26 protein-coding genes and 1 pseudogene are annotated in these 23031 nt (G+C 23.7%); 10 read left to right on the forward strand and 17 right to left on the reverse strand.

Annotated features, from left to right (window positions below):
- The first annotated feature begins 61 nt into the window (after positions 1 to 61).
- A complete protein-coding gene (locus DDW03_RS00005) occupies positions 62 to 625 on the forward strand; it encodes a 30S ribosomal protein S4 (RefSeq protein ID WP_228615011.1) in 564 nt (187 codons plus the stop codon).
- On the opposite strand, the gene DDW03_RS00010 is transcribed toward DDW03_RS00005, so the two are convergent.
- Positions 590 to 919 carry a hypothetical protein gene (locus DDW03_RS00010; protein ID WP_228615012.1) on the reverse strand — a complete coding sequence of 110 codons (330 nt, stop codon included), beginning with the start codon at positions 917 to 919 and terminating at the stop codon, positions 590 to 592. The genes DDW03_RS00005 and DDW03_RS00010 overlap by 36 nt on opposite strands.
- 465 nt (positions 920 to 1384) lie before the next feature.
- On the opposite strand from DDW03_RS00010, the gene DDW03_RS00015 reads away from it, so the two are divergent.
- Positions 1385 to 2404 (forward strand): RNA-guided pseudouridylation complex pseudouridine synthase subunit Cbf5, encoded by a 1020-nt coding sequence (locus tag DDW03_RS00015; protein ID WP_228615013.1) that lies wholly within the window; start codon positions 1385 to 1387, stop codon positions 2402 to 2404.
- Entirely contained in the window at positions 2401 to 3048 is a 648-nt protein-coding gene (rnhB, locus tag DDW03_RS00020; RefSeq protein WP_228615014.1) for a ribonuclease HII, read from the forward strand. Before DDW03_RS00015 ends, rnhB begins: the two co-directional genes overlap by 4 nt.
- Positions 3049 to 3077: 29 nt before the next feature.
- Here rnhB and DDW03_RS00025 read toward each other — a convergent pair whose 3' ends face one another.
- Entirely contained in the window at positions 3078 to 4328 is a 1251-nt protein-coding gene (locus DDW03_RS00025) for a sulfite exporter TauE/SafE family protein (protein WP_228615015.1), read from the reverse strand.
- 93 nt (positions 4329 to 4421) lie between these two features.
- Entirely contained in the window at positions 4422 to 5273 is an 852-nt protein-coding gene (locus DDW03_RS00030; protein ID WP_228615016.1) for a KaiC domain-containing protein, read from the reverse strand.
- A 59-nt stretch (positions 5274 to 5332) separates the two neighbouring features.
- Here DDW03_RS00030 and DDW03_RS00035 point away from each other — a divergent pair, with 59 nt between their 5' ends.
- On the forward strand, positions 5333 to 5674 hold the full coding sequence (locus DDW03_RS00035) for a DsrE family protein (protein WP_228615017.1): 342 nt from the start codon (positions 5333 to 5335) through the stop codon (positions 5672 to 5674).
- Here DDW03_RS00035 and DDW03_RS00040 read toward each other — a convergent pair.
- Genes DDW03_RS00040 through DDW03_RS00050 form a run of 3 tightly spaced genes read right to left on the reverse strand, consistent with a single transcriptional unit; the run spans position 5664 to position 9519 of the window.
- The gene (locus tag DDW03_RS00040) at positions 5664 to 7919 is read right to left on the reverse strand and encodes an AAA family ATPase (protein WP_228615018.1); all 2256 of its coding nucleotides are present in this window, start codon (positions 7917 to 7919) and stop codon (positions 5664 to 5666) included. The genes DDW03_RS00035 and DDW03_RS00040 overlap by 11 nt on opposite strands.
- The gene (locus DDW03_RS00045) at positions 7916 to 9055 is read right to left on the reverse strand and encodes a metallophosphoesterase family protein (protein WP_228615019.1); all 1140 of its coding nucleotides are present in this window, start codon (positions 9053 to 9055) and stop codon (positions 7916 to 7918) included. Before DDW03_RS00045 ends, DDW03_RS00040 begins: the two co-directional genes overlap by 4 nt.
- On the reverse strand, positions 9055 to 9519 hold the full coding sequence (locus tag DDW03_RS00050; RefSeq protein ID WP_228615020.1) for an RNA-binding domain-containing protein: 465 nt from the start codon (positions 9517 to 9519) through the stop codon (positions 9055 to 9057). The genes DDW03_RS00045 and DDW03_RS00050 overlap by 1 nt, the downstream gene beginning before the upstream one ends.
- A gap of 56 nt (positions 9520 to 9575) precedes the next feature.
- On the opposite strand from DDW03_RS00050, the gene DDW03_RS00055 reads away from it, so the two are divergent.
- From DDW03_RS00055 to DDW03_RS00065, 3 genes are all read left to right on the forward strand, one after another.
- On the forward strand, positions 9576 to 10064 hold the full coding sequence (locus DDW03_RS00055; protein WP_228615021.1) for a hypothetical protein: 489 nt from the start codon (positions 9576 to 9578) through the stop codon (positions 10062 to 10064).
- An 80-nt stretch (positions 10065 to 10144) separates the two neighbouring features.
- The gene (locus DDW03_RS00060) at positions 10145 to 10564 is read left to right on the forward strand and encodes a hypothetical protein (protein WP_228615022.1); all 420 of its coding nucleotides are present in this window, start codon (positions 10145 to 10147) and stop codon (positions 10562 to 10564) included.
- Positions 10565 to 10594: 30 nt separating this feature from the next.
- Complete coding sequence (locus DDW03_RS00065; protein WP_228615023.1) at positions 10595 to 11233, forward strand: hypothetical protein; 639 nt, start codon at positions 10595 to 10597, stop codon at positions 11231 to 11233.
- On the opposite strand, the gene DDW03_RS00070 is transcribed toward DDW03_RS00065, so the two are convergent.
- From DDW03_RS00070 to DDW03_RS00100, 7 genes are all read right to left on the reverse strand, one after another.
- Positions 11219 to 13003 (reverse strand): type II/IV secretion system ATPase subunit, encoded by a 1785-nt coding sequence (locus tag DDW03_RS00070; protein WP_228615024.1) that lies wholly within the window; start codon positions 13001 to 13003, stop codon positions 11219 to 11221. The two genes, DDW03_RS00065 and DDW03_RS00070, sit on opposite strands and share 15 nt — an antisense overlap.
- Before the next feature lie 31 nt (positions 13004 to 13034).
- Complete coding sequence (locus tag DDW03_RS00075; RefSeq protein WP_228615025.1) at positions 13035 to 13355, reverse strand: hypothetical protein; 321 nt, start codon at positions 13353 to 13355, stop codon at positions 13035 to 13037.
- Positions 13356 to 13417: 62 nt separating this feature from the next.
- Positions 13418 to 14266, reverse strand: a complete 849-nt coding sequence (locus tag DDW03_RS00080; protein WP_228615026.1) for a hypothetical protein — start codon at positions 14264 to 14266, stop codon at positions 13418 to 13420.
- Positions 14267 to 14298: 32 nt separating this feature from the next.
- Positions 14299 to 14850, reverse strand: a complete 552-nt coding sequence (locus DDW03_RS00085) for a hypothetical protein (protein ID WP_228615027.1) — start codon at positions 14848 to 14850, stop codon at positions 14299 to 14301.
- 41 nt (positions 14851 to 14891) lie between these two features.
- The gene (gene thsB, locus DDW03_RS00090; protein ID WP_228615028.1) at positions 14892 to 16553 is read right to left on the reverse strand and encodes a thermosome subunit beta; all 1662 of its coding nucleotides are present in this window, start codon (positions 16551 to 16553) and stop codon (positions 14892 to 14894) included.
- Positions 16554 to 16600: 47 nt separating this feature from the next.
- Positions 16601 to 17107, reverse strand: coding sequence for an AAA family ATPase (locus DDW03_RS00095; protein ID WP_228615029.1), 507 nt, complete (start codon positions 17105 to 17107; stop codon positions 16601 to 16603).
- Positions 17104 to 17850 (reverse strand): winged helix-turn-helix domain-containing protein, encoded by a 747-nt coding sequence (locus DDW03_RS00100; RefSeq protein ID WP_228615030.1) that lies wholly within the window; start codon positions 17848 to 17850, stop codon positions 17104 to 17106. The genes DDW03_RS00095 and DDW03_RS00100 overlap by 4 nt, the downstream gene beginning before the upstream one ends.
- 52 nt (positions 17851 to 17902) lie before the next feature.
- On the opposite strand from DDW03_RS00100, the gene DDW03_RS00105 reads away from it, so the two are divergent.
- From DDW03_RS00105 to DDW03_RS00115, 3 genes are read left to right on the forward strand one after another with little or no spacing between them, the layout of a single operon-like run.
- On the forward strand, positions 17903 to 18535 hold the full coding sequence (locus tag DDW03_RS00105) for a hypothetical protein (RefSeq protein WP_228615031.1): 633 nt from the start codon (positions 17903 to 17905) through the stop codon (positions 18533 to 18535).
- Positions 18516 to 18974 carry a PUA domain-containing protein gene (locus DDW03_RS00110; RefSeq protein WP_228615032.1) on the forward strand — a complete coding sequence of 153 codons (459 nt, stop codon included), beginning with the start codon at positions 18516 to 18518 and terminating at the stop codon, positions 18972 to 18974. The genes DDW03_RS00105 and DDW03_RS00110 overlap by 20 nt, the downstream gene beginning before the upstream one ends.
- A complete protein-coding gene (locus tag DDW03_RS00115; protein ID WP_228615033.1) occupies positions 18967 to 19527 on the forward strand; it encodes an archaeosortase/exosortase family protein in 561 nt (186 codons plus the stop codon). Before DDW03_RS00110 ends, DDW03_RS00115 begins: the two co-directional genes overlap by 8 nt.
- On the opposite strand, the gene DDW03_RS00120 is transcribed toward DDW03_RS00115, so the two are convergent.
- The 4 genes and pseudogenes from DDW03_RS00120 to DDW03_RS00135 form a co-directional block, all read right to left on the reverse strand.
- A complete protein-coding gene (locus DDW03_RS00120; protein WP_228615034.1) occupies positions 19516 to 19767 on the reverse strand; it encodes a hypothetical protein in 252 nt (83 codons plus the stop codon). The two genes, DDW03_RS00115 and DDW03_RS00120, sit on opposite strands and share 12 nt — an antisense overlap.
- Positions 19768 to 19782: 15 nt before the next feature.
- Positions 19783 to 20583: a stage II sporulation protein M gene (locus tag DDW03_RS00125; protein ID WP_228615035.1), complete on the reverse strand. Its 801-nt coding sequence runs from the start codon at positions 20581 to 20583 to the stop codon at positions 19783 to 19785.
- A complete protein-coding gene (gene dph5 / locus DDW03_RS00130; protein ID WP_228615036.1) occupies positions 20568 to 21305 on the reverse strand; it encodes a diphthine synthase in 738 nt (245 codons plus the stop codon). Before dph5 ends, DDW03_RS00125 begins: the two co-directional genes overlap by 16 nt.
- 1 nt (position 21306) lies before the next feature.
- Positions 21307 to 23031, reverse strand: a pseudogene (locus DDW03_RS00135) (DNA polymerase II large subunit); the annotation flags it as partial.

Genomic DNA, 23031 nt, shown 5'->3' on the forward strand with positions numbered 1-23031 from the left:
GTTGGTGTAGTGAAGAATAAAGAATTAAGGGCCCAACAAAAATCTGAAAATAAAGAATAAAATGTGGAGAAATAGAAAAACCTGGGAAGGTCCTGGACATCCTTGGCAAAAGGATAGAATAGAAGAGGAAAGACAACTATTAAAACAATATGGATTAAAAAATAAAAGAGAAATATGGAAAGCATCTACAATTGCTAGAAGAATAAGATTCTATGTTAGATATTTAAACGCTAAAAAAGCTGCTGGAGTAGATGTATCAAAAGAAGAAGAAAAATTGAAGAATAGATTAGTTAAATTAGGATTATTAAATAAAAATTCTGATATAAGTGAGGCTCTAAACATAACAGTAAGAGAAATATTAGAAAGAAGATTACAAACAATTGTATTTAGAAAAGGTTTGGCAAAAACAATAAGACAGGCAAGACAATTAATTGTACATAGGCATATTGTTATAGGAGATAAAGTAATATCTTCTCCAGGTTATTTGGTTAAAGTTGATGAAGAGGATAAAATAGGTTATAATCCTTATTCAAATATAGATAAAGAAAAATTATTAAATCAAAATATAAATAAAGAAGAAAATAAAGAATCATCCATACAAGAAGTTAATCAACCTTCTCAATAGTCCTTTCTTTTTCTTTTTTACTTTCTTCTTTCTTTTCAAAATTTTATTTAACCTATTTATACTTTTATTTAATAATAGTATAGATAGATTAAACTCCTTTATCATTTCTACCTGACTTCTTAATTCCTTTATAGACTGACCTAATTCAGAAATATTATATGGAATATTTTCTTGAATCTTTATATATTCAATACCTTTCTTTAATATATCTTTTATTGTATAACCTTTTTTCTTTAATTCTTCCAATTCTTCTTTAATATCTCCAATATATATTGTTGTTGAATCATTAGACATTTTTAAAATAAGTATTTTATTCTTTATATAATATATTAGAAAAATTTATATATTATATTTATAAAGTTTTTCATAAAACTTATAAAGAGAAATTGTTATATCTATTATATAGTAAAATTTTATACAGTTATACGACGTTAAATTATGTTATTACAAAAAAGTTGTCCTAATATATGAAAAAATTTATTCGAGAAAATTTATAAATAAAAAATTTGTATCTAATAGGTTGTATATTAGATTTCTAATACAAAAATCTTATATATTTTTTATATAAATTTTTTGAAAAATATTTATAAAATATTAATTAAGTCGCATAACTTTACATCATTTATAAATATACTAACTAAAAGGTACTCATATCATAAAATAATATGACAACATATTAGTAATAAATAGAAAAATTTATTAATAAATATTTAAAAATTCCAAAGTTGTATATATATGAATTTTTATTATCAAAATTTTATGGTAGAATATTGTAAATTACCATATGAAAATGAAAAATATGAGATCCTTATTAAAAGAGAGGAAGAAACAAATGAAAAATATGGTTATGATCCATGGAAAAGGCCAATAAATGAATTATTAGATTTCTCAATTATCAATTTAGATAAACCAAAGGGACCTACATCTCACCAGGTATCTGGATGGATAAAAAATATTTTAAATAAGAAAGCCGGACATGCTGGTACACTGGATCCAAAAGTAACTGGAGTATTACCAATAGGAATTGGAAGGGGAACAAAAGTATTAAAATTATTATTAACTGCTGGAAAGGAATATATAGCATGGATGCATATACATAAAGATATTGATGAAAATAAAGTATATGAAGTATTAAATAAATTTCAAGGGAAAATTATTCAGAAACCACCACTAAAATCTGCAGTAAAAAAAGTTCCCAGAGAGAAAAATGTTTATTGTATAAAAGTATTAGAAGTTGATGGTAGAGATTGGTTATTACAAATCGCAACAGAAGCTGGTGTATATATAAGAAAATTAATAGATGATATAGGAAAAGCTCTAGGAACAAAAGCTCATATGCAACAATTAAGAAGAATTAGAGTTGGAGAATTAAAAGAGGATTCTGAAAAATATCCCTTATCTACTTTACAAGATATAGTTGATTCTATATGGTTTTGGAGAAATGAAAATAATGAAAAATATATAAGGAAAGTTTTTCTACCAGCAGAAGTTGCGGCAGAACATACAAAGAAAATTTGGATATTAGATACTGCAGTTGATGCAATTGCACATGGAGCAAACCTAACAGTAAAAGGAATATCAAAACTATATTCGAATATAAAGGAAGGTGATTTAGTAACAATATTTACATTAAAAGGAGAAATAGTTGCATATGGAACTGCATTAATGGATTCCGAAAAAATTTTAGATTCTGAAAAAGGTATTGCTGTTGATATTGATAGGGTTATTATAAAGAGAGGTTTATACCCGAAAGTATGGAAAAAATCTAATACACAATGAAAATAATATTGGGAATTGATGAAGCTGGAAGGGGGCCTGTAATTGGTCCAATGGTAATTGCAGGTTATTGTATAGAAGAAGAAAAAATTGAATTACTAAAATCTTTGGGAGTTAAAGATTCTAAAGAATTAACAAGAAAACAAAGAGAAGATATATATAATGAAATAGTAAAATTAACAGATAAATATAAATATATAATAATTGATCCAAAGACAATAGACTATTATGTATATAAAAATAAATTAAACTATTTAGAATTTAATAACATGATAAAAATAATTGAAGAAATAAAACCGGATAAAGTAATAATTGATTCTCCAATGGTTAATACAAAAAAAGTAATAGAATATATAAAAAATAATTTAAAAATAAATGTTGAAATAATTGCAGAAAATAAGGCAGACAAAAAATATCCAGTAGTATCTGCAGCTTCTATTATTGCAAAAGTCATAAGGGATAGAGAAATTGATAAAATTAAGGAGAAATTAAATTTAGATATTGGTTCTGGATATCCATCTGATGAAAGGACAGTTAAAGCAATAAAAGAAAATTATGAGATATTAAAAGATTATATTAGAGAATCTTGGATGACAATTAAAAAAATAAGAAAAGAAGACCAAAAAAATATACTTGATTTTTTATAGAATTCTTTTCTTTATTAAAGGATAATACTTCATAAAATTATGAACGGTAAAATAAACATACCTAATATTAAATTAATTATGATGATTGTTGATAATGCTATATATAATGTATTCTTTTCATTAAGATATTTCTTTAATTCCATTAAAATTTCTATAAATGGTATAGAAATCAAAATAAAGTAATAAATATATGATAATAAAATATTTTCTGTTAATAAATAATATATTATAGCTGAAATATTTAAAATAAATAATAATATAAGTGCAATTTTTTGAAATTTATACATTTTGTTAATAAAAGCATCGTCTTCTTTAATATATTTTTCAAAATTCAATTTTTCTTCTTCTTTCTCTTTAAATTTTACCTTTTTTAATAGTATAAATGAAATTAAGGAAATTATAAAAGTAATCAATAATGAATAAAGTATATTATCAATATTTAAACCTGCTAATAATAATTTTGCACCTAAATATGATACAAATATTATAAAAATGAATCTTACTGTATTATCCTTTAATTTCATTAATAATCTAGTTCCAATCCATGCACCAATTAAAACCCCTAAAGTAAGGAAAGGCAATAAAATAAAGTCTATATAACCTGCTTTGAAATATAAAATTGAAGAAGTATCTGCAGTTATTCCTATCATAAAATTACTAGTAGTAGTACTTACTTTTATTGGTAAATTCATTATTAAATCCATTCCCAAAACTTTTAATATTCCAGAACCAATTCCTAATAAACCAGAAACAAAACCTGCAAATAACATAACAATCCATCCATAAACCCATCTTACTCCATCATAATATATTATTTCTCCTTTTTCTTCATATTTTCCAAATAAATTAAAGAAATATGTAGAATCATCCGGTTTTGATGGGTAATATCTTTTTCTTAAATTCTTTATTATCAAAAATATTGAAGATAATAATAATACAACACCAAATATTATATAAACAATAAAAAATAAATTATGGGTATATAGATAGTTATTTAAAAGAAATCCAAATATAGCGCCAAAAGTTGTAGCAGTTAATAAACTAATTGCTATATTATCATTGGCAATTTTTTTCTTTATATATGTTAAAGATGAGGATAAAGATGTTGAAATAGTAGATAATAAAGATACACCAATTGTTAAATACAATGGATAGTCTAGAAATATTGTTAAGATTGGAGAAATAATTGCTCCACCACCTAGACCGGTTATAGAACCTTCAATACCTGCAAAAATACCAATAAGTAATATTAATATTAGATTAAAAAATGTATATATCATAGTATTAACAAATTCTTTAAAATATATAAGTCTTCATATAATTATCCTTTCTTAATAAAAAGGAAAATCAAAAAAGATATTTAAATTCTTTAATCATTCTTCTTCAAATTCTTGAACATTACTCTTTCTATATTCAGAATATTTCTCAACTTCTTGCATAGCTTTATTTATTTCTTCAATCATTTCCTGAGGTATATTATCTATTTTTACATTATTAATTCCTATTCTAATATATTTATCCCATTCAATTTTTATTCCATTTTCATCTATTTGCATTGGATGTCTTAGTAAACTGTGTTTTGTATCTCTCATCTTCCATACAATAATTGATCTATACAATTTTCCATCTACCTCATCTAAATCCATCCTTACAATCCCATCTACTGCATGTTCAACTCCAGGTCCACCAAACCCTCTCTCACCAACAGAAATTTGTGAGACAAATATTGCAGTACATCCCAAACCTGCAATCAACCTTTTTAATGACATTACTATAGATCTAGCCATTGCCGGTTTTGTCAAATATAATGTAGAAACAGAATCTATAACAACTCTTTTAGCATTTGTATCTTTTATTGCCTGCCTTACAACATCTAATAGTTCATGTATATTATCTAAATCTCTTACTAAATATCTTTCTCTTTGAGCTGCAGTACCTGTTCCACCAGTAAATGCATCTACAATTGCTATTTTTCCTTCTTCCTCATATTTTGATATATCCCATCCAAAATTCTTAAAACTCCTCCTCACAGTTACTGGATGTTCTTCCAATGCAATAAATACTCCATTTTCATTATTCTTTAATCCATTATATAAAAATTGTTTACCTAAGATAGATTTTCCTGTACCAGGTCCTCCACTTAATAATACTACATTTCTTTCTGGTATTCCTCCATATAATATCTCATCAAATCCTGGTATGTATGTTCTAACTTTATATATCATTATAATAATTTGAAATAAATGTTTAAACATTTATAAATAACAACATTTTTATATCTTTTATGGCAAAATATTTAATATTATTAACGAAAGATGATAAAAATACTTTGGAAATGGCTTTAGAATTTTCAAAAATATTAAAAATGAGTGGAGCAGAAGATGTAAAAATTTGTTTTATTTTAGCAGGAATTAGAGCTTTAAATAAAGAAAATGAAGAATTTAATTTAATTATATCTAAACATTTAGGAGATATGAAAAATTTAAACATAAATATATACGCATGTGAAAAATGTATGGTAAGATTCAATATACCAGAAGAAAAATTAATATATAAAGATAAAATATTTTCATATGAAGAGATGAATAGATTAGTAGATAAAGGATATGCAATAATTACCTTTTAATTTCTATTATTTTTCCTTCAACATTATCTTTAAACAAATCATCATGTGTACATAATATTACTTGATAATTATCCAAACTTGATATTAATTGGGCTAAAGATAATCTTACATTTTCATCTAAAGATTCGGTAGGCTCATCTAATAACAATACATTTATATTTAAATTTAGTATAGAAGCAATTGCCAATCTTAATGCTAAATCCAATATTTTTATTTGTCCTCCACTTAATCCAGCTTCATCAATATATTTTTTAATAGTTTTTCCATCAATATTTTTAATTACATAAATATAAAATAATTTTTCATCTTTTACCTTACTCTCTTTTATATCTATTCCAACATCTACAATATCTTGATATCTATATAACTTCTTAAAATAGAATTTAAATGCATTTTCTAGGTTTTTCGATATTTTTTCTCTATTAACTTCTATATATTTTAGTAAAACACCATATAAGGATCTTAAAACATTTATATTTTTACCCATATTCTTTAATTTTTCATTTATATTATTATACATATTTAATTTTTCTTTATAATTTTTTATTAATTCTGGTTTTAAATTTTCATATTTTTTTATTTCTTTATCAAGCTCATTCAATTTATCTTCAAACTCTTTTAAAGAATTTAAATTATTTCTTTTATATATATCTTTTATTTTTTCCAAATTCTTTTTCATATTTTCTATTTTCATTAAAGAATATCTAATATTATTTATCTCATTTTTTATATTTTGATATTCCTTTCTTAAATTATCTATAACCTTATCCAATTCATTTTTCTTTATATAATTTATTGTATCTTTTATTATTTTATATTCATTTATTTGATTTATTTTATAACTTATTTCATTAATTTCTTTTTCAATCCTTATTTTTTCATTTTCAATATCAGATAAATTTATTTTATCTTTAATTTTTCCTTGAATATATAAAAAATACTTATATTTATTTTCTATTTCTTGATATTGTCTATCTAAATTATTTTTTTCATTTTTAAATTTATTTAAATTTTCCTTATCTTTATTTAAACTCTCTCTATATTGATTTAACAATTTTTTATGTAAATCTTCATCCAGAGCTCTCTTACATACTGGACATTCCGATATTTCTCTATTTAATATATTTAAATATTCCTCTTCCTCCCTTATTTTATTTTCCAAAATTATAATATTATTTTCTAATTCTTTCTTTTTATTATCTATATTTTTTATTTCATTTTCTATATTTTTATATTCTATATATTTTTCTATATTTGAATATATTTCCTTTAATTCTTTTAATTTATATTCTAATTCTTTTTCATCAACATTTTCCAAATATTCCAATTCCTTTTTTCTATTTTCTAAATATTCTAAAGAACTATTTAACAAATCTTTTGAATAATTTTCATATTTGAGATTTTTTCTTTCAGATTCAAGATTTAATATATTATCATATAATTCCCTTTCTTTTTCTTCATATTCTTTTAACTTTTGATTTAAGTAATTTTCTTGAGTTAATAAATTATAATCTATACCACTTTCCAATGTTTTTAACTCTAAATAATCTTTATATATATTATCTCTTATTTTCTTTAATTCCAAATATTTATTAATTTCTTCCAATAATTTATCAATATCTCTATCCCCAAAAATGTTCTTATATAATTCTATATCTTTTGATAATAAATTTCTTTCTTTTTCTTTATATTCTTTTTCCTTTTCTAAATCTTTTATTAATCCCTCAACTACTTTTAATATTAAAGAATAATATTCTATATCAAATATTTTTTCTAATAACTTTGTTAATTCAATTTTTCCAGATAAATTAATATATCTTCCCAAATCCCCCTGTTTTATATATAATACATCTGTAAATTTTTCAACTCTATTTATATTCAATATTTCTCTTATTTTTTTATTAACAATATCTGGTCCAGAAGATATAACTTTATTACCTTCATATAATATTGCCTTAGATTCTCCATTATTATTTGAAGATCTTATTATTTTGTATAAAGTATTTCCATTAGAAATTTCCAATTCTACATTTAAATTATATGAACCAATTCTTATTAAAGATGATACATTTGATATATTTATACTGGATAAAGAATCTTTTCCAAATAAACCAAATAATATTGCTTGAAATATAGAAGTTTTTCCAACTCCATTTTCTCCTATTATTATATTTTTTTCATCAAAATTTATCTCTAAATTTTTATGTATTTTAAAGTTCTCTAATTTTATTTTATTAATCCTCATTTTATTAATTGTTTAAATATAGTTTCCCTTATTCTATCCAAATCGGAATTTTTACCAGAATACATTTCTTCAAATAATTCTTTTATATAATTAAACATTTTTATTACTTCTTCCTTATCATTTACAAAAAAAGAACTATCTATTATACTATCTATTGTAATTACTTCATTATTTAATTTTATTTCTTCATCTAAAGAATAAGAATCATCTAAAATTAAGTATCCAGATTCCATTAAATTTTCTAATAGATTTTTTATATTAATATAATAATCTTTCTTATATCTAACTTTAATTTTTATAATCGTTTCCTTAGATTTATTATAAATATCATTCTTTAGTTTATTTAATCCATAATCATTATTTATTATATCTTCATAAATATATATTGGCCTAACATTTAATTCTTTAAATTCTATATTATCATCTCTTACATAAAAAAATCCCTTCTTTATATTTTCTTCATCTTTTGATATTTCAGTCCTTTCAGTAGAACCTGGTAAAGCAAATATTATATTATCATGTTTTTCCAAATGTTTTTTATGAAAATGACCAAATGCATAATAATTAGCTTTGGGAAAATCTTCTGGAGATAAAATCCTTGGTTCTTTGCTATAACCTTCTAAAATACTTTCTGGAAATATATTTATTGCACCATGAAACATAAATATTGTATAACCATTATTTTCAAATTTTAAATTAGATAAATTCTTTTTATAATATGCTCTCAATTGTTCATATGACAAATTTGATGGTTCAGATATTCCATAAATATATACATCCTTATATATAAATGGTTCTTTTATATTTGCCTCATATACTAAATCCAATCTTTTTAATATTTCTAAAACATTTTGTCTTAATCCTTTTGTATCATGATTTCCCCTAATAAATATTAATGGTATTTTATTATCTTTCAATTTAAACAATATATCCAATATTTCCAATAGATATTTTGAATCTATTCTAAAATAATCATCAAAAAAATCTCCAGAATGAATTATAAAATCTACCTTTTCTTTAATTGCAAATTCTATAACCTGTTTAAACGAATTTAGAAAATCATATTTTCTAATCTCACCATATTCTACCGGAATTTGGCATCCTAAATGGGTATCAGAAACATGAACAAATTTCATTAAATATTATTGTATAAAAATTTTTTATTTATATTTTCCAGATATTCTTTCAAATAATTTAAAACTATTTCCTTATCCTTTTTATAATGATCAAAACTTATTTTTAATAAAAAGGAATCTTCTGTATAATGTAATTTAATAATTTTATTTAATGTCAATTCATTCTTATCAATTCTTAGATAAATATTATAATTCTCATCAAAGTTGCAATTACTTTTTATATTTTCAAACTTTAATCCTAAAGAAATTAAATTTCTAAAAAATATATCTATGCTATTTTTATTATTAATTTTTATTTCATATACCTCAATTATATTACTTATTAATCCTTTGTCTTTATAATTATTTATCTCTATCTTTTTTCTATCAATATCTTTTAATAATAAATCAATTGCATTTAATATTCTATTTTTATCATCCCATTCATGTATATTTACCCTTAATAGCACAAAAGAAATCCTCATTACAATTATATAAATAAATAGAAAAGTTTATATTTATAAAAAGCTTTATATTTAAAATGGTAAAAAGAACTCAGGGTTTACCTTTAAATACTATAATTTTGGCAATTATTGCAATAGTTGTATTGGTATTTCTTATATTAATATTCACTGGTGGAATTGGAAAATTCGTTGGACAAACTAGTCCATTTACTTCATCTAATCAAACAAATAATGCACTATGTTCAGAATATGCATCAGCAATAAACACACAAATGGGAACTTCTACCGATCCAAATGCTCAATTACAAATGTTAGCAAATTCTCAATATGTAACTTCTAACTGTAGTATTTATTTCCAATATTCATTTACTTTATATAATGGTTCTGAAGTTGAATGTGGACTTGGTTCAAACGCTTGTATAATGCTCAATTCTAACTCGGGTTCCGGCTCCGGTTCTGGTTCTGGAGGATCTGGTGGATCAGGAGGATCTTCTAGTTCCAGTAATACTGGTTCTGGATCTTCTTGTGCACCTCCAAATGGTATACCAGGCTGTGAACTTAAATAAAGATTTATTTTTTATTGCTAAATATTATTTATAAGGAAATACATAGAAAATTTTATATTTATAAAAAAATTTATATTTAAATGATAAAAAGAACTCAGAATTTGCCTTTAAATACTATAATTCTAGCAATTATTGCAATAGCTATAGTTGTATTTCTTATTGGAAATTTCATTCTACCACCTAATCAACCAACTCCGCCAACCCCTCCAACTCCATCACCCAATCAAAAAATTTTTGCGCTATGTTCAGAATATGCATCAGCAATAAACACACAAATGGGAACTTCTACCGATCCAAATGCTCAATTACAAATGTTAGCAAATTCTCAATATGTAACTTCTAACTGTAGTATTTATTTCCAATATTCATTTACTTTATATAATGGTTCTGAAGTTGAATGTGGACTTGGTCCAAACTTATGTATAAACCTTTCTGGAAGTAGCTGTAGTCCATCTATTGCTAGTCCACCCAATGCCATACCTGGTTGTGAACTTAAATAAAAATTTATTTTTTATTGCTAAATATTATTTATGATAGATAAAAATTATGTTTCATCTATTTTAGGTATATCAAAAACAAAATTACAAGAATTAATAAATGAAAAAATAAAGCAATATAAAAATTTAATTGATGAAGAAACAGCTATTTTATTGATATTAAAAGAAAGAGGACTAACATTAGAAGATTTATATAATATAAAAGTAAAAAATTTATATCCAGGATTAAAAGTAAGAGAAATAAAATTAAAGATAAATAAAATATTAATAAAAAAGGATAATTTAATAATTCTAGAAGCTGGAGATGAAACAGGATTAATTAAGTTAATAATTAAAGATTATAAATGGAAAAGAAAAGAGAACTTATTAAAGGAAAATATTAACATAAAAGTAAAAAATGGTGTTGTTCTAAATAACTTTGTTCTATCAATATTCATAAATAATATAGATCTAATAGAGAAGATAGATGAAGATATAAATCTAAATCAAAATTATATATCATATAGACATATAAGATTATTAAAAGAAAGAGAGAATAATTATATAGTATTAACAGACAATTTTAATGTATTATATTTAGAAAAGAATATTCAATTAGAATATAATAAAACATATACAATAAAATTTTATAATAAAAGGCCCATCGAAATTATTGAATTAAAATCCTACTAAACTCATTAATTTATCTGGATTGTTATAATACATACTCATAATTTCTGCAATCTTTCTATAATTTCTTATATTATTTTCTAGCATATATTCTAATACCCTTATTTTAAATTTGAAGTTGGTTTCTATATCATTTTTATTCCAATTTCTAATTTCAGCAATTTTATTTAATACATAACTTTCTCCCGGTATATATGAATCATCCTTAGGATTCCATCTAAATGAAATTATCCTATCTACATCCTTTTTTTCTTTATTAAATCCTATTATTTCATATATTTTATCTACCCTTCTTACATATTTTCCTTGATATCTCAATCTCTTAAGAAATACAACTCCATCCAATACTTCCAATAAAGATGGAGGTAAATTAATTGGAGGGGATAATAATCTATCCATTAATGCTTCAAAACTTTCTGCATGTATAGTACCCAAACCAGCATGACCTGTTGCCATTGCCTGAAATAATATATAAGCTTCCTCACCTCTTACCTCACCTACAATTATATAATCTGGTCTCTGTCTCAAAGCAGCTTTTAATAGATCAAACATAGTAACTTCACCATATCTATTTGGACCATATCCTGGTCTTGCAACTTCTGATAACCAGTTTGGATGTGGTAACTTTAATTCTGCAGTATCTTCTATTGATATTATCTTTTTCTCTGGTTTGATAAATAGAGATATTGCATTTAAGAATGATGTTTTACCTGTAGCAGTTCCTCCAGATATTAATAATGACCTACCTTCTTCTATTAATGTCCATAAATATGCCAGCATATTAAAGTCAACAGTTCCATATAATAGTAGATCAATTGGCGTGAATGGATCTTCTGTAAATTTTCTAATTGTAAATGAAGAACCTCTCCTAGAAATATCTTTTCCAAAGGTTATTTGAATTCTTGCTCCATTAGGTAAAGCAGCATCTAATAAAGGATTTGCAACAGAAACAATTCTTCCAGTCCTTACAGATAACTTTATTACAAAATTATCCAATTCTTCATCAGAATTAAATTGCAAATTTGTTTTTATTTCACCTATTAATGGATTTCTATGGAATATATATATTGGATAATTTATACCTGTACAGGATATATCTTCTATTAATGGATCTCTCATTAATGGATCTATTATTCCATAACCAATTGTATCCCTTATTATGTAATATAATATATATGGTAATTTATTTGGGTCTATCTTATATCCTTTTTCTTTTATTATATTTAAAGATTGCTTTATTATATAATTTTTCATATATTCTTCATTTTTTTCCATTCCTAAAGGAAGTTCGGATGTTCTTGCTAAATCATCAATTATTGAATTTATAATTTTTCTATCATTTTTATCTATACTAGGTTCTATTACATGATATACAAGCTCCCCATATTCATTATCCCATGATATATCTGCATATGCAAAGATATATTCTCTACCAAGAATATTCATCTTTGTTAGTGGATATCTAAATTGATTTATATTTTCATTTTTTCCATACAATTCTATAAAAAAATTAATTTTATCTTTTTCAGTAATTTTTCTATTTTCTGTAGGTATATTAACAAAATTTATATTATAAACTTTTTTGTTTCTTTTTTTCTTCTTTCTTTTTTCATATTTATTATTGTTTAATGGTATATAAATTGGTTGATATCCATTATTTGCACCCCCTATTATATTTATTTTCTCAGTTCTTTCATTTAATTTTCTTTTTATTTCAATCTTTTTTCTTATTACATCTACAACATCATCAATAAAATCATAAATGTTATTCATATATTTAATGAAAACTTGGGAAAATATAAATTTAACTTAGATATAAAATAGAATTTGAAGAATAATTGTTATATTGTAAAAAGAAAGAGTTCAAACCTTGACCATAAATAGGATGAAAGTAAGAGTTATTATTATTCAAATTTATTGATAATAAATTTCCATTATAAGATATATATACAATATTATTAATCGCACTTATTGAAAATTTATAATTTTGTGAAGGTTGACAAAAAAGATTTGCATCATATAGGTAAGAATAGTATATACAAAACTCAACATTCGATTCTATATAATTTAAAACTATTTTATCATAATTTGATGGATTTGTTATATGATTGAAATATAGAATCATTGATTGGGAAATAAAAAATAATATTAAAGTTATTAATACAATTTCTATTGCATTTACCGGCATTATACAATAGAAGCTTGTACATAGTAGTATACTAATTGATTACAAACAGTAGAATTTGGATTATTAATAATATTTAATCCATTATATTGCAAGTTTACATTAATAGAATTTCCATTTGTTGTAGTTGATGTTTCTCCTGTTGGTTCTATTATTATCCATTCGCATTGCCTATTTTGAGGATTATACATTGGCCTACATGCTACCTGATATTGTATAACTCCGCTCAACTGGGTTGCTGAAAGCAAACACTCTGGATAATATGATGATCCTGCTATTCCAGTATTATATTGAGGAATAAATAATACATTATTATTCTGAACTTCTATATTAAAATCAAAATATTGTGTTATAACATTATTAGTATTTGCTAAAGGCAATATTAGAGTATTATTGTTCACATCTTGTATTATTATATTAGAAGAATTCACCTTAACTATAAGATCAGGAATACCGCATAATTGAATAGAATTATAACCGGATGAAGGTATTGAAATAGAATTATTAACATTACATGGAATATATGTATAGTAATTATAATTTATTGGAATTACGGAAATAGATGGATTATAATAAATTGCAGGGGACTGAAATGAATATTGAATTAAATTATTATATATATTCAAAGAACCCTCAGGTAAATTTAATGTAACTGTTTGAGATCCTCTACTTTGTACAACAGATGGTATAGTTTCTGCCAAAGAAGTTAATTGACTCTGTATATCATTTATTGTAGATCTAATTTGAGATTTTTGTATTAGTGGTATACCCCATTCATATATCCCCATTGACAAACCAACTACAATAAGCCCTAACAATAAATAACTAACAAGCTGAGATTGTAATTTCATTTTATAAATATATTAAAAAATTTTATTAATTTTTATATCATCCTGTTATAACTTTGTATTGATGAACTTGTATAACTTGTACTTTGATTACTTTTTATACCCTCTATTTGTTTCTTAAGATTATCTAATAATTCTGCCACTTTTAGATTGGCTTTTTCTAAGTTTTCTATTCTCTTTAATAGTTCTATATTATTTTCATTTTTTTCTTTCTCTTTTGGCCTTAATAAAGCAGCTTCTTTAAATATATCAAATAAATTCTTTATTTCTCTATATAAATTATTTGTAACAACCACCAATTCTGATATTCTTGCTTGTAAGTCTATATTACTTTTTATTAATGAATTTACAATTTCCTTATAAAATGATGTATCTATGTTTGATTGTGCATAATACATTTGAGCTTGAGCTTCCTTTTTAATTATTGGATTTGTTTCAGATGGTATTGAAACTTGTCTTTTTATTTCTTCAATATTATTTTTTAAATCATTTTTTAATGTAGCTAAATCGTCCTTTAAATTTTCTATCTCTTCAATCAATTTTTCAACAGGATCTGTTGGCATAAGTTCATACTCTTGCGATGGCATAAAAAAATAAAAAATTTTGATATTTATAAATCTTTTAAAAACTATTCTTCAACTTCTCCCTCTTCTCCTGATTTACTTGATGATCCTTCTCCTCCCGTTGATTTTCCTACTGCAGCAATAACATCATCTATCTTCAATATCATTATAGCAGCTTCTACTGCAGACTTTATAGCTTGTATAGTAATATTTGCTGGTTCTATTACATTTTTCTCCCACATATCTGCAACTTTACCTTCAATTGCATCAATTCCAGCCCATTTTTTACCTTGCTCATGTAATGCTCTTAATTGTGTCATTGCTTCTATAGTATCCATACCAGCATTTTCTGCCAATGCAGCTGGTATTGCTTCTAATGCATCTGCAAATGCTAGCATTGCCATTTGTACTTTTGATGATTCCTTTTTTGCTTCTTTTCTTATTCCTTCTGCTAATTCCATTTCCAATGCACCACCCCCAGCGATTACTTTTCCATATTTAATTACTGTTGCAACATCTTTAATTGCATCATTTATAGATCTTTCAATCTCATCTGCAACATGCTCAGATCCTGCTCTTATTAATATTGTAACAGCCTTTGGATTTCTACATCCAGTTATAAATATCATATTTTCATCTGCAACTTTTCTTTCTTCAACTAATTCCGCATATCCCAAATCATTTTCTGATAATTCATCAATGGAATTTACAATTTTTCCACCAGTTGCTTTAGCTATTTTTTCCATATCTGATTTCTTAACTCTTCTTACCGCTAATATTCCATATTTTGCCAAATAATAAGCTGCTAAATCATCAACTCCTTTTTGTACAAATACAACATTTGCTCCTACTTCTCTTATCTTTTCTACCATTTTCCTTAACATCTCTCTTTCCTTATTCAAGAATTGTTCTAATTGATCTGGTGAAGATATATTTATCCTAGCATCTGTTTCTGTTTCTTTAATTTCAATGGCATCACCTATTAATGCTATCTTTGCTTTTGAAACAACCTTTGGCATTTCTCCATGTATTTTTTCCTTATCTATTACTATTCCATCTATTAGTGATGTTTCTTCCACACCACCACCAATTTTCTTTTCAATCTTTAATGAATCAAGATCTACAATTATTTTCTTTTCTCCATTTGATAGTTCTACAACATCCGTTACTTTCCTAACAGCATCAACAACTATTTTTGCCAATTTATCTGAATAAAGTGATGCTATTTTTGATGATAATGCAGACTTTGCAACCTTTATTAATATTTCTTCATCATTCATTGATACCTTTTGAGCTAACTTATTTACTAATTCTTCAGCAATAACTGCTGCCTTACTATAACCTTCCATAATAACTGTTGGATGTATATTTTTATCCAATAATTCATCCGCTCTCTTTAATAATTCACCTGCCAAAACTGTAGATCTTTTAGTACCATCACCAACTTCTTTATCTTGTGTTTTTGCTATTTCTATTATTAACTTAGCAGCAGGATGCTCAACATGCATTTGATCCAATATTGTTGCCCCATCATTTGTAACAGTTATATCTCCCAATTCATCTACTAACATTTTATCCATTCCCCTTGGTCCTAAAGATGTTTTTAATATTTCCGATACCAATACAGCTGCCATGATGTTTGATCTCATTGCTTCTCTACCTATTGTTCTCGCATATTTTTCTGGAGATAATACAATAGGATATAATCCTTTTTTCTCTTCTGCCATATATATATTATATATATAAGACTTATAAGTTTTGGACAGAAAATTTTTTATTGATTTGATTTTTCCTTATTTTCTATTAATCTTTTTATTTCTTTTATTATATTATTAATATCATCTTCTTTATTGTTATAAAAAACATAATACTCTTTTTTCATTTCCTCTAATTCATCTTCTATAACTTCAAGGTTCATTGCCCATATATTTGTAAAAATCTTATGATATGTATAATTTCTTTCTTTTGATAATCTCTCATATAGTATATTTGGGTCTGCTCTTATAACAATATATAAATCCCCTTTATCATATAAATGTGCAAAATTTCCTTCTATAATAATATATTTACTATTTAAATTTTTTATATAATTATCAATTTCTTGAAATAACTTATTTTCATCTACTATATATGTTTGTTCTGCTTCATCATATTCTTCATATAAATTATTCTTAATTGCAAAATCATTAATATCAATTAAAACAGCATTTATTTCTTTTGCCAATCTCTTTGCTATTGTGCTTTTTCCAACACCGGGTACTCCTGTTATACAAATAATCATTTCTTTCTTATTACAAATTCTGTTTTTGGATCTTTATATAATGTAGATTTATTTATTGCTATCATTGGTATTCCAAACAGAGTACTTAATAATCCCTCAAAATATCCTTCCATGAAATATTCTTTTATTTCTACATTTTTTTCCTTTAATATGTCTTCTATATCTTTTAATATTAAAGATTCTATAGATGAATTTAATGTAATTAAGAAATCTAATGCTTTAATATCAATGAATATATCTTCTATTTTTCCAAAACCAAATTTCTCAGTCAACTTAATTATTTCTTTTAGATATTCTTCATTTAAAACTCTCTCTATTCCAGAATACATCTTATATGTAGTAGAAATTATAATGCCAAATCTTTTTCCAGAATCTCTAATGAAATTTAGATTATTTATTTCTAAAGCCTGTAAATATAAAACCTGAAATATTTCTGATGGAATTATTAAGAATTTTATATCAGAAATACTATAAAATTCGTTTTTATCTTTTCTAATTAATCTTATTATTGGCGTATTTCCATGAATCATCTCTAAAAAGTTTACATCTTCATTTATATACCATATTTTTGCTTTTCCGACAACTCTATAATTTAAATATCCTCTCTCTTTTAATATTTCAAGATGTTTAGATAATGTAATTCTATTAATATTTAAGATTTTTGATAATTCAGATATAGTCAATCCATAAGCATTCTGTTTAAGAACCTCCAATAATTTCTCATCCACATCATTAGTACTCATTAATATTTTTTAGAATTAGAAAATTTATATATATTTATCAAAAGATTAATATATGAAAAGAGAAAAAGTTATTAATTTATTGATTTTAGTCATAGCTTTTATAATTTTAGTATTAATAATAACTATCAAATCTAAAATAATAAATTATACAAATAATATTAATAACAATCAGACCTATGTATATACAAATCCAAATAATATAACAATTGCCGGACCATATAATATTACACAATTAGAATTTATACCAATATATTCAAATACAAGTTTATATAATTCATTAAATAACTATAAATATCAAGTATTTATTTTTGATCCAACATTAAGTGGATATTATAACGCAGAAATCCTCTATATATTGATATATTTATTAAAATATAATAAAAATTTAATATATGCATGTTCTTTCTACTATAATGGTCCTGGATGCAAATATTTTTTAGAAAATAATAGTATAAACGATAATTATATTTTCTTATATACTACATATAACAATAATGAAAATTTAACATATATTCTACCAAGAAATGAAACATTATTAATATATTTATTACCAACAAACGATTCTTATGGAATAATATTTAATAATCAAAACAATACAGTTATTATATATAATAATAATAGCATAATTGCTGAAGAAATGGCTGAGAAGTTTATATTATACTATTATGGAATTATCAATAGTTAAGGGAATATTAAATTATCAGTTTGGAGATAATATTGGAGATAAAATAATTGAAAAATATAAAGAAAAAATAAAAATTGAAAAAAGCAAAAAAACTGGGAGAATAAGAAGAATATATATAGATGATAAATTATTTGGAACAATAGAACCAACAACAGGATTTATTATATTAACGTTTTATGGAGGATTAATAGTAAAAGAACTGTTAAAATTTCCAAAGTATAGGATTGTTGTAAAAGATGAAGCAGTAAAATTTATAAAAGAGGGAAAATCTGTATTTAATAAATTTGTTGATAATTTGGATGAAAATATATTGCCAAAAGATATTGTATTAATAGTAGATAAAAATGATAATTTACTAGCAATAGGAGAAAGTTTATTATCTGGAAAAGAAATTAAAGATTTTAAAATAGGAGTTGCTGCAAAAGTAAAAAATGTTTGAATATATAATAAAAAAATATTATGGTAAATTAATAGATTATGCAAAAAGTAATAAAATATTAAGAAAGGAATTACTTTTATCTATATTTTTTGCAAATATGTTAATATACTCAATACCGCTATTTTTATTTAGTTATTATTATATTGTTTTACCATATAATTTTTTGATAAGTTATTCAGAAATTATATCAAAGATATTATACTATTCTCATATAAATTTTACGTTAGAAAATAATGTTGTATATATAAAAAATATAAGTTTTATAATTGATCAAGAATGCACTGGCTTTAAATCAATATTTGGTATATTTGCCCTAGTATTTTCTACACCTACATTAAATATAAAGAAAAAAATATATTATTTCATTATTCTTTCGCCAATATTGTTTATATTAAATATATTTAGGTTATGGTCTGTCTTTTATTTTTATTACATATTTAATGTTAATCCCTATTTCTTACATGATTTTTTATGGGAAATATTTACAACACTGTTTTTAATTATTTTTTGGCTAATATTTTTAATAAAAAATAAAAAAGAATTATTCGTTTAAGCTTTCTAGAATTTTCTTAATATTTTCATACAATTTTGGACTTATTTTTTCAATATAAATTATATTATTATTTTTTATATAAAATCTTACATAATCCCCAGAATTTAAATTATTCATATCTATAGATTTATCAAATGAATAATCTTTCCCATTTATTTCTATTATTACTTTATCCTTCATCATATTCTTTATTTTTCCATATATTATTCCCTCTTTTATATAATCAAATGACTCATACATAAAAAATATTTTCATTTAAATAATATAAGCCTCTATTAATGCTGCTATAAATATAAATAATATAGATAAAACAAATAATGCTAAAGAATCTGAAAGTATAATTTCCAAAGTTTTTCTATCAAGGTTTTTTATAAATGCTATTGATAAAATATTACCAGCCAATGCTGCTAAGAAATATCCTAAAAATTCTAATATTCCATGTGGTAAAATTTCTAATAAACTAAAAGTTGGGATTAAAATAAATTTATATATAATATTATTTGAAACATATTCTGATGCTCTTAAACCTAAGAATACCCCAATAATTGATGCATTCCATAATAATAAATATATAGACCCAGCACCAAATATTATTGAAAATGAGAAAAATAACAATAAAACTGTCATATTATTAAATAATATGTATGTAAAGAAAGTATTTGGATATATTGCATGTCCATAACTTAGAGCAATTACATTTTCCCTTATATCTTCTATTGCTTGTATTTGTGGATAAAATAAATTATAATTTATTAGATAACCTATATAGAATCCAATTATTGATGCAAAAAATATTACAAAAGACATTATAAAATATTCTTTATATCTGAAAAATAGGTTTCTCTTTGATTTTATCTTTTCAGATATTTTTTCATCTTTTTCTATTAATTTATTGTATATTTGAACAAAAGGAACTAAAGATATTGCAATTATTAATATCCCACCATATGGTCCAGATTTTAATGATAATAATGTAGAAAATACTATTATTAATATACTTAGAAAGAACAATATAAAATAATTATACCTTATCTTTTCTATCAGGATATCATACATAATAAAAATTCCAACTCTATTTTATTTAAATTTGACGGTATTATAATACATATAGGAGGATCTAAATTCATATTTAATAATTCCTTTATTTCTTTATAGTATATTTTTTCATTTTTTCTATTTAGATTAGAACATACAATTAACTTAAAATTTTCACTAAAAATTTTTTCTCTTTTATTATCTATTTCTAATAATCTTTTTATCGCTTCTTTATGATCTAAATATTTATTATTTATTGGATCTAAATCTAATAAGACCAAAGTATGTAAATTATTTTTATAATTTCTTATAATATAATCATAAAATTCTGTAGATTCATGAAATGATATAGAAACCGTCCTTCCAAACTTATATAAAAATAACCCTATTTTTCCAATTTCATCAAATATAGATGGGGAATTTATTATTTTAAATTCTATATTATTCTTCTTACAAAGTTCAATAAAATACATATGAGTAGTAGCAAATAGAGGATTTCCCGATGTTATTAATATTATTTTTTTATCCCTATTATTTAATATTATTTTTTCTAATTCTAATTCTACAAAATTTCTATCAACAATATTTATATCTTTTCTTATATTTAATAAAAATTCTTTTGTCTCTTTATCAATAAAATTTGTATAATATTCTAGAAATATTAAATCTGCATTTTTTATTTCTTCTATTAATCCATAAGGTATCTCATCTTTATTTTGTCCCAGTCCAGATAATATAAACATTTTATAAATTAAAGAAATCTTTAATTTGCTTTTCCTTAGATTGATTTCCAAATGTTTGATCTATTTTCATTTTCAATGCTTTTAAGCTAGAACTTGTATATTCATCCAATTTCAATTTTTCGGCTAACCATAAACTTGGCTCTAAATATTTTACAACACTACCATAATGAACTGTCATTACAATTCTTCCTCCACATCTATCACATTTTCCAGATAAAGGAGGTCTTCTAAATCTTTTATTACATTTTATACATCTAAATTCTTGTTCAGAAAACTTTCTCAAATTACCTTTAATATCTCTTGCAAAATGTAAATTTATTACCAAACTTGCAACAGTACTTGGATCTACAGATCTTAATAATTTTGCCAATTTTAATTCAAAATTCAATTTCTCCAACATTTCTCCCAAAGATTTATATGCAGAAACCTTATTTCCATTTTCACTAATAGAATTTATATCATGCATAAATCCCCAATTTACATATTCTGTTGGTGTATCAATTCTTTCTTTAAATATTTGTATTTTTACAGATTCTGGAGGTTTATATTGTAATGCTGCTTCATATAATTCTAGTGGATAATTCCAAACAGTATCAAACTTTTGTACTTCATCATCTATCTCCATCCCTTTAACCTTTATTGTAATTGTTAATGGAGCATCCATAGTTCCTCCCCTTTTATCTGGTAAATATTCCCTAGAAAAGTTTAATAGAGCATCTAATAATAATAATACTGTTCCTTCATCTCCGTCACAGTTTCTTCTAATTGCAGCATGCATCATTGGATGCATAAGTAAAGCCTGAGTTCTTGAAAATCCAATTATTCTTCCAACAGTACCTGCAGAAGTATGTGGGGCTAAAACAATTAATAGATGACCTAATAAATCTTCTGGTCTCTTTACATTATAATATTTATTCATTTTATATAATCTTTCCAATTCTTCATCAATAAATTTGGCAGTATTTATTAAAGAGATTAAGAATCCATCTTTCTTTAATTTACCGCCTTTCTTTAATGGACCAATTGTTGGTAATATAATATCTTGAGGTTTTAATTCTAATATTTGATCTTCACTTTCCAATGGATTTCCATAAATATCATGTGTATATCCCAATTCTTTCAATTTTTCTATTGGAGTATATACTAAATCTTTTGGTTTAAAATATGTAATCGGTACTTCTATAGCATCAAATCTTACCGTTCCATCCCTAAATACAAATATACCATATTTTGCCCTCAATATTCCCTTTTCCAATCTCTCTGGTTGTTTATTTCTTGAACTTAAACCTTCTGGTCCCTTTATTATTTTTGGCAATTGAGAGGGATCTAATCCCAAATTTTTTAATGCTGCTTCTATATATTTTGAGATCTGTATTGCATATTTTTTATGTTCTTTTCCATCTTCTGTCTTTAACAATTTTGTTTCTGAATTACAGAATATACATTTTTTATATGGAACATATATTTTACAATTTGGACAATAATATGTTCTTAAATCCGAAACAATTTTCTGATATTTCATTGATTCTAAAAGATTTCTCATTCTTCCTCCTTCTTCTCCTACAGGAAATAGAACCATTATTGAACCTTTTAATTCTCTAATCTTTGCTTTTTCAGGTCTTCCCATTCTAACTCCAATATATATACAATTAGGATATTTTGAAAAAGTTCCTGAACTAAATAATGAAAAAAATGGATATGAATTAATAAATAAAATATCAAAAGT

It is taken from the genome of Candidatus Nanobsidianus stetteri, from assembly GCF_003086415.1.
In the GTDB taxonomy this organism is placed as follows: Archaea; Nanobdellota; Nanobdellia; order Nanobdellales; family Nanobdellaceae; genus Nanobdella; species Nanobdella stetteri_A.

Bases quoted from the DNA above. Each gene is read 5' to 3' on its own strand.
- DDW03_RS00055 (WP_228615021.1), top strand. From the start codon at position 9,576: ATGGTAAAAAGAACTCAGGGTTTACCTTTAAATACTATAATTTTGGCA.
- DDW03_RS00035 (WP_228615017.1), top strand. From the start codon at position 5,333: ATGGCAAAATATTTAATATTATTAACGAAAGATGATAAAAATACTTTG.
- DDW03_RS00040 (WP_228615018.1), bottom strand. From the start codon at position 7,919: ATGAGGATTAATAAAATAAAATTAGAGAACTTTAAAATACATAAAAAT.
- DDW03_RS00105 (WP_228615031.1), top strand. From the start codon at position 17,903: ATGAAAAGAGAAAAAGTTATTAATTTATTGATTTTAGTCATAGCTTTT.
- DDW03_RS00095 (WP_228615029.1), bottom strand. From the start codon at position 17,107: ATGATTATTTGTATAACAGGAGTACCCGGTGTTGGAAAAAGCACAATA.
- DDW03_RS00070 (WP_228615024.1), bottom strand. From the start codon at position 13,003: ATGAATAACATTTATGATTTTATTGATGATGTTGTAGATGTAATAAGA.
- rnhB (WP_228615014.1), top strand. From the start codon at position 2,401: ATGAAAATAATATTGGGAATTGATGAAGCTGGAAGGGGGCCTGTAATT.
- DDW03_RS00005 (WP_228615011.1), top strand. From the start codon at position 62: ATGTGGAGAAATAGAAAAACCTGGGAAGGTCCTGGACATCCTTGGCAA.
- DDW03_RS00030 (WP_228615016.1), bottom strand. From the start codon at position 5,273: ATGATATATAAAGTTAGAACATACATACCAGGATTTGATGAGATATTA.
- DDW03_RS00050 (WP_228615020.1), bottom strand. From the start codon at position 9,519: ATGAGGATTTCTTTTGTGCTATTAAGGGTAAATATACATGAATGGGAT.
- DDW03_RS00115 (WP_228615033.1), top strand. From the start codon at position 18,967: ATGTTTGAATATATAATAAAAAAATATTATGGTAAATTAATAGATTAT.
- DDW03_RS00010 (WP_228615012.1), bottom strand. From the start codon at position 919: ATGTCTAATGATTCAACAACAATATATATTGGAGATATTAAAGAAGAA.
- DDW03_RS00100 (WP_228615030.1), bottom strand. From the start codon at position 17,850: ATGAGTACTAATGATGTGGATGAGAAATTATTGGAGGTTCTTAAACAG.
- DDW03_RS00080 (WP_228615026.1), bottom strand. From the start codon at position 14,266: ATGAAATTACAATCTCAGCTTGTTAGTTATTTATTGTTAGGGCTTATT.
- DDW03_RS00075 (WP_228615025.1), bottom strand. From the start codon at position 13,355: ATGATTCTATATTTCAATCATATAACAAATCCATCAAATTATGATAAA.
- DDW03_RS00120 (WP_228615034.1), bottom strand. From the start codon at position 19,767: ATGTATGAGTCATTTGATTATATAAAAGAGGGAATAATATATGGAAAA.
- DDW03_RS00060 (WP_228615022.1), top strand. From the start codon at position 10,145: ATGATAAAAAGAACTCAGAATTTGCCTTTAAATACTATAATTCTAGCA.
- dph5 (WP_228615036.1), bottom strand. From the start codon at position 21,305: ATGTTTATATTATCTGGACTGGGACAAAATAAAGATGAGATACCTTAT.
- DDW03_RS00065 (WP_228615023.1), top strand. From the start codon at position 10,595: ATGATAGATAAAAATTATGTTTCATCTATTTTAGGTATATCAAAAACA.
- DDW03_RS00015 (WP_228615013.1), top strand. From the start codon at position 1,385: ATGGTAGAATATTGTAAATTACCATATGAAAATGAAAAATATGAGATC.
- DDW03_RS00045 (WP_228615019.1), bottom strand. From the start codon at position 9,055: ATGAAATTTGTTCATGTTTCTGATACCCATTTAGGATGCCAAATTCCG.
- DDW03_RS00025 (WP_228615015.1), bottom strand. From the start codon at position 4,328: ATGATATATACATTTTTTAATCTAATATTAATATTACTTATTGGTATT.
- DDW03_RS00110 (WP_228615032.1), top strand. From the start codon at position 18,516: ATGGAATTATCAATAGTTAAGGGAATATTAAATTATCAGTTTGGAGAT.
- DDW03_RS00085 (WP_228615027.1), bottom strand. From the start codon at position 14,850: ATGCCATCGCAAGAGTATGAACTTATGCCAACAGATCCTGTTGAAAAA.
- thsB (WP_228615028.1), bottom strand. From the start codon at position 16,553: ATGGCAGAAGAGAAAAAAGGATTATATCCTATTGTATTATCTCCAGAA.
- DDW03_RS00125 (WP_228615035.1), bottom strand. From the start codon at position 20,583: ATGTATGATATCCTGATAGAAAAGATAAGGTATAATTATTTTATATTG.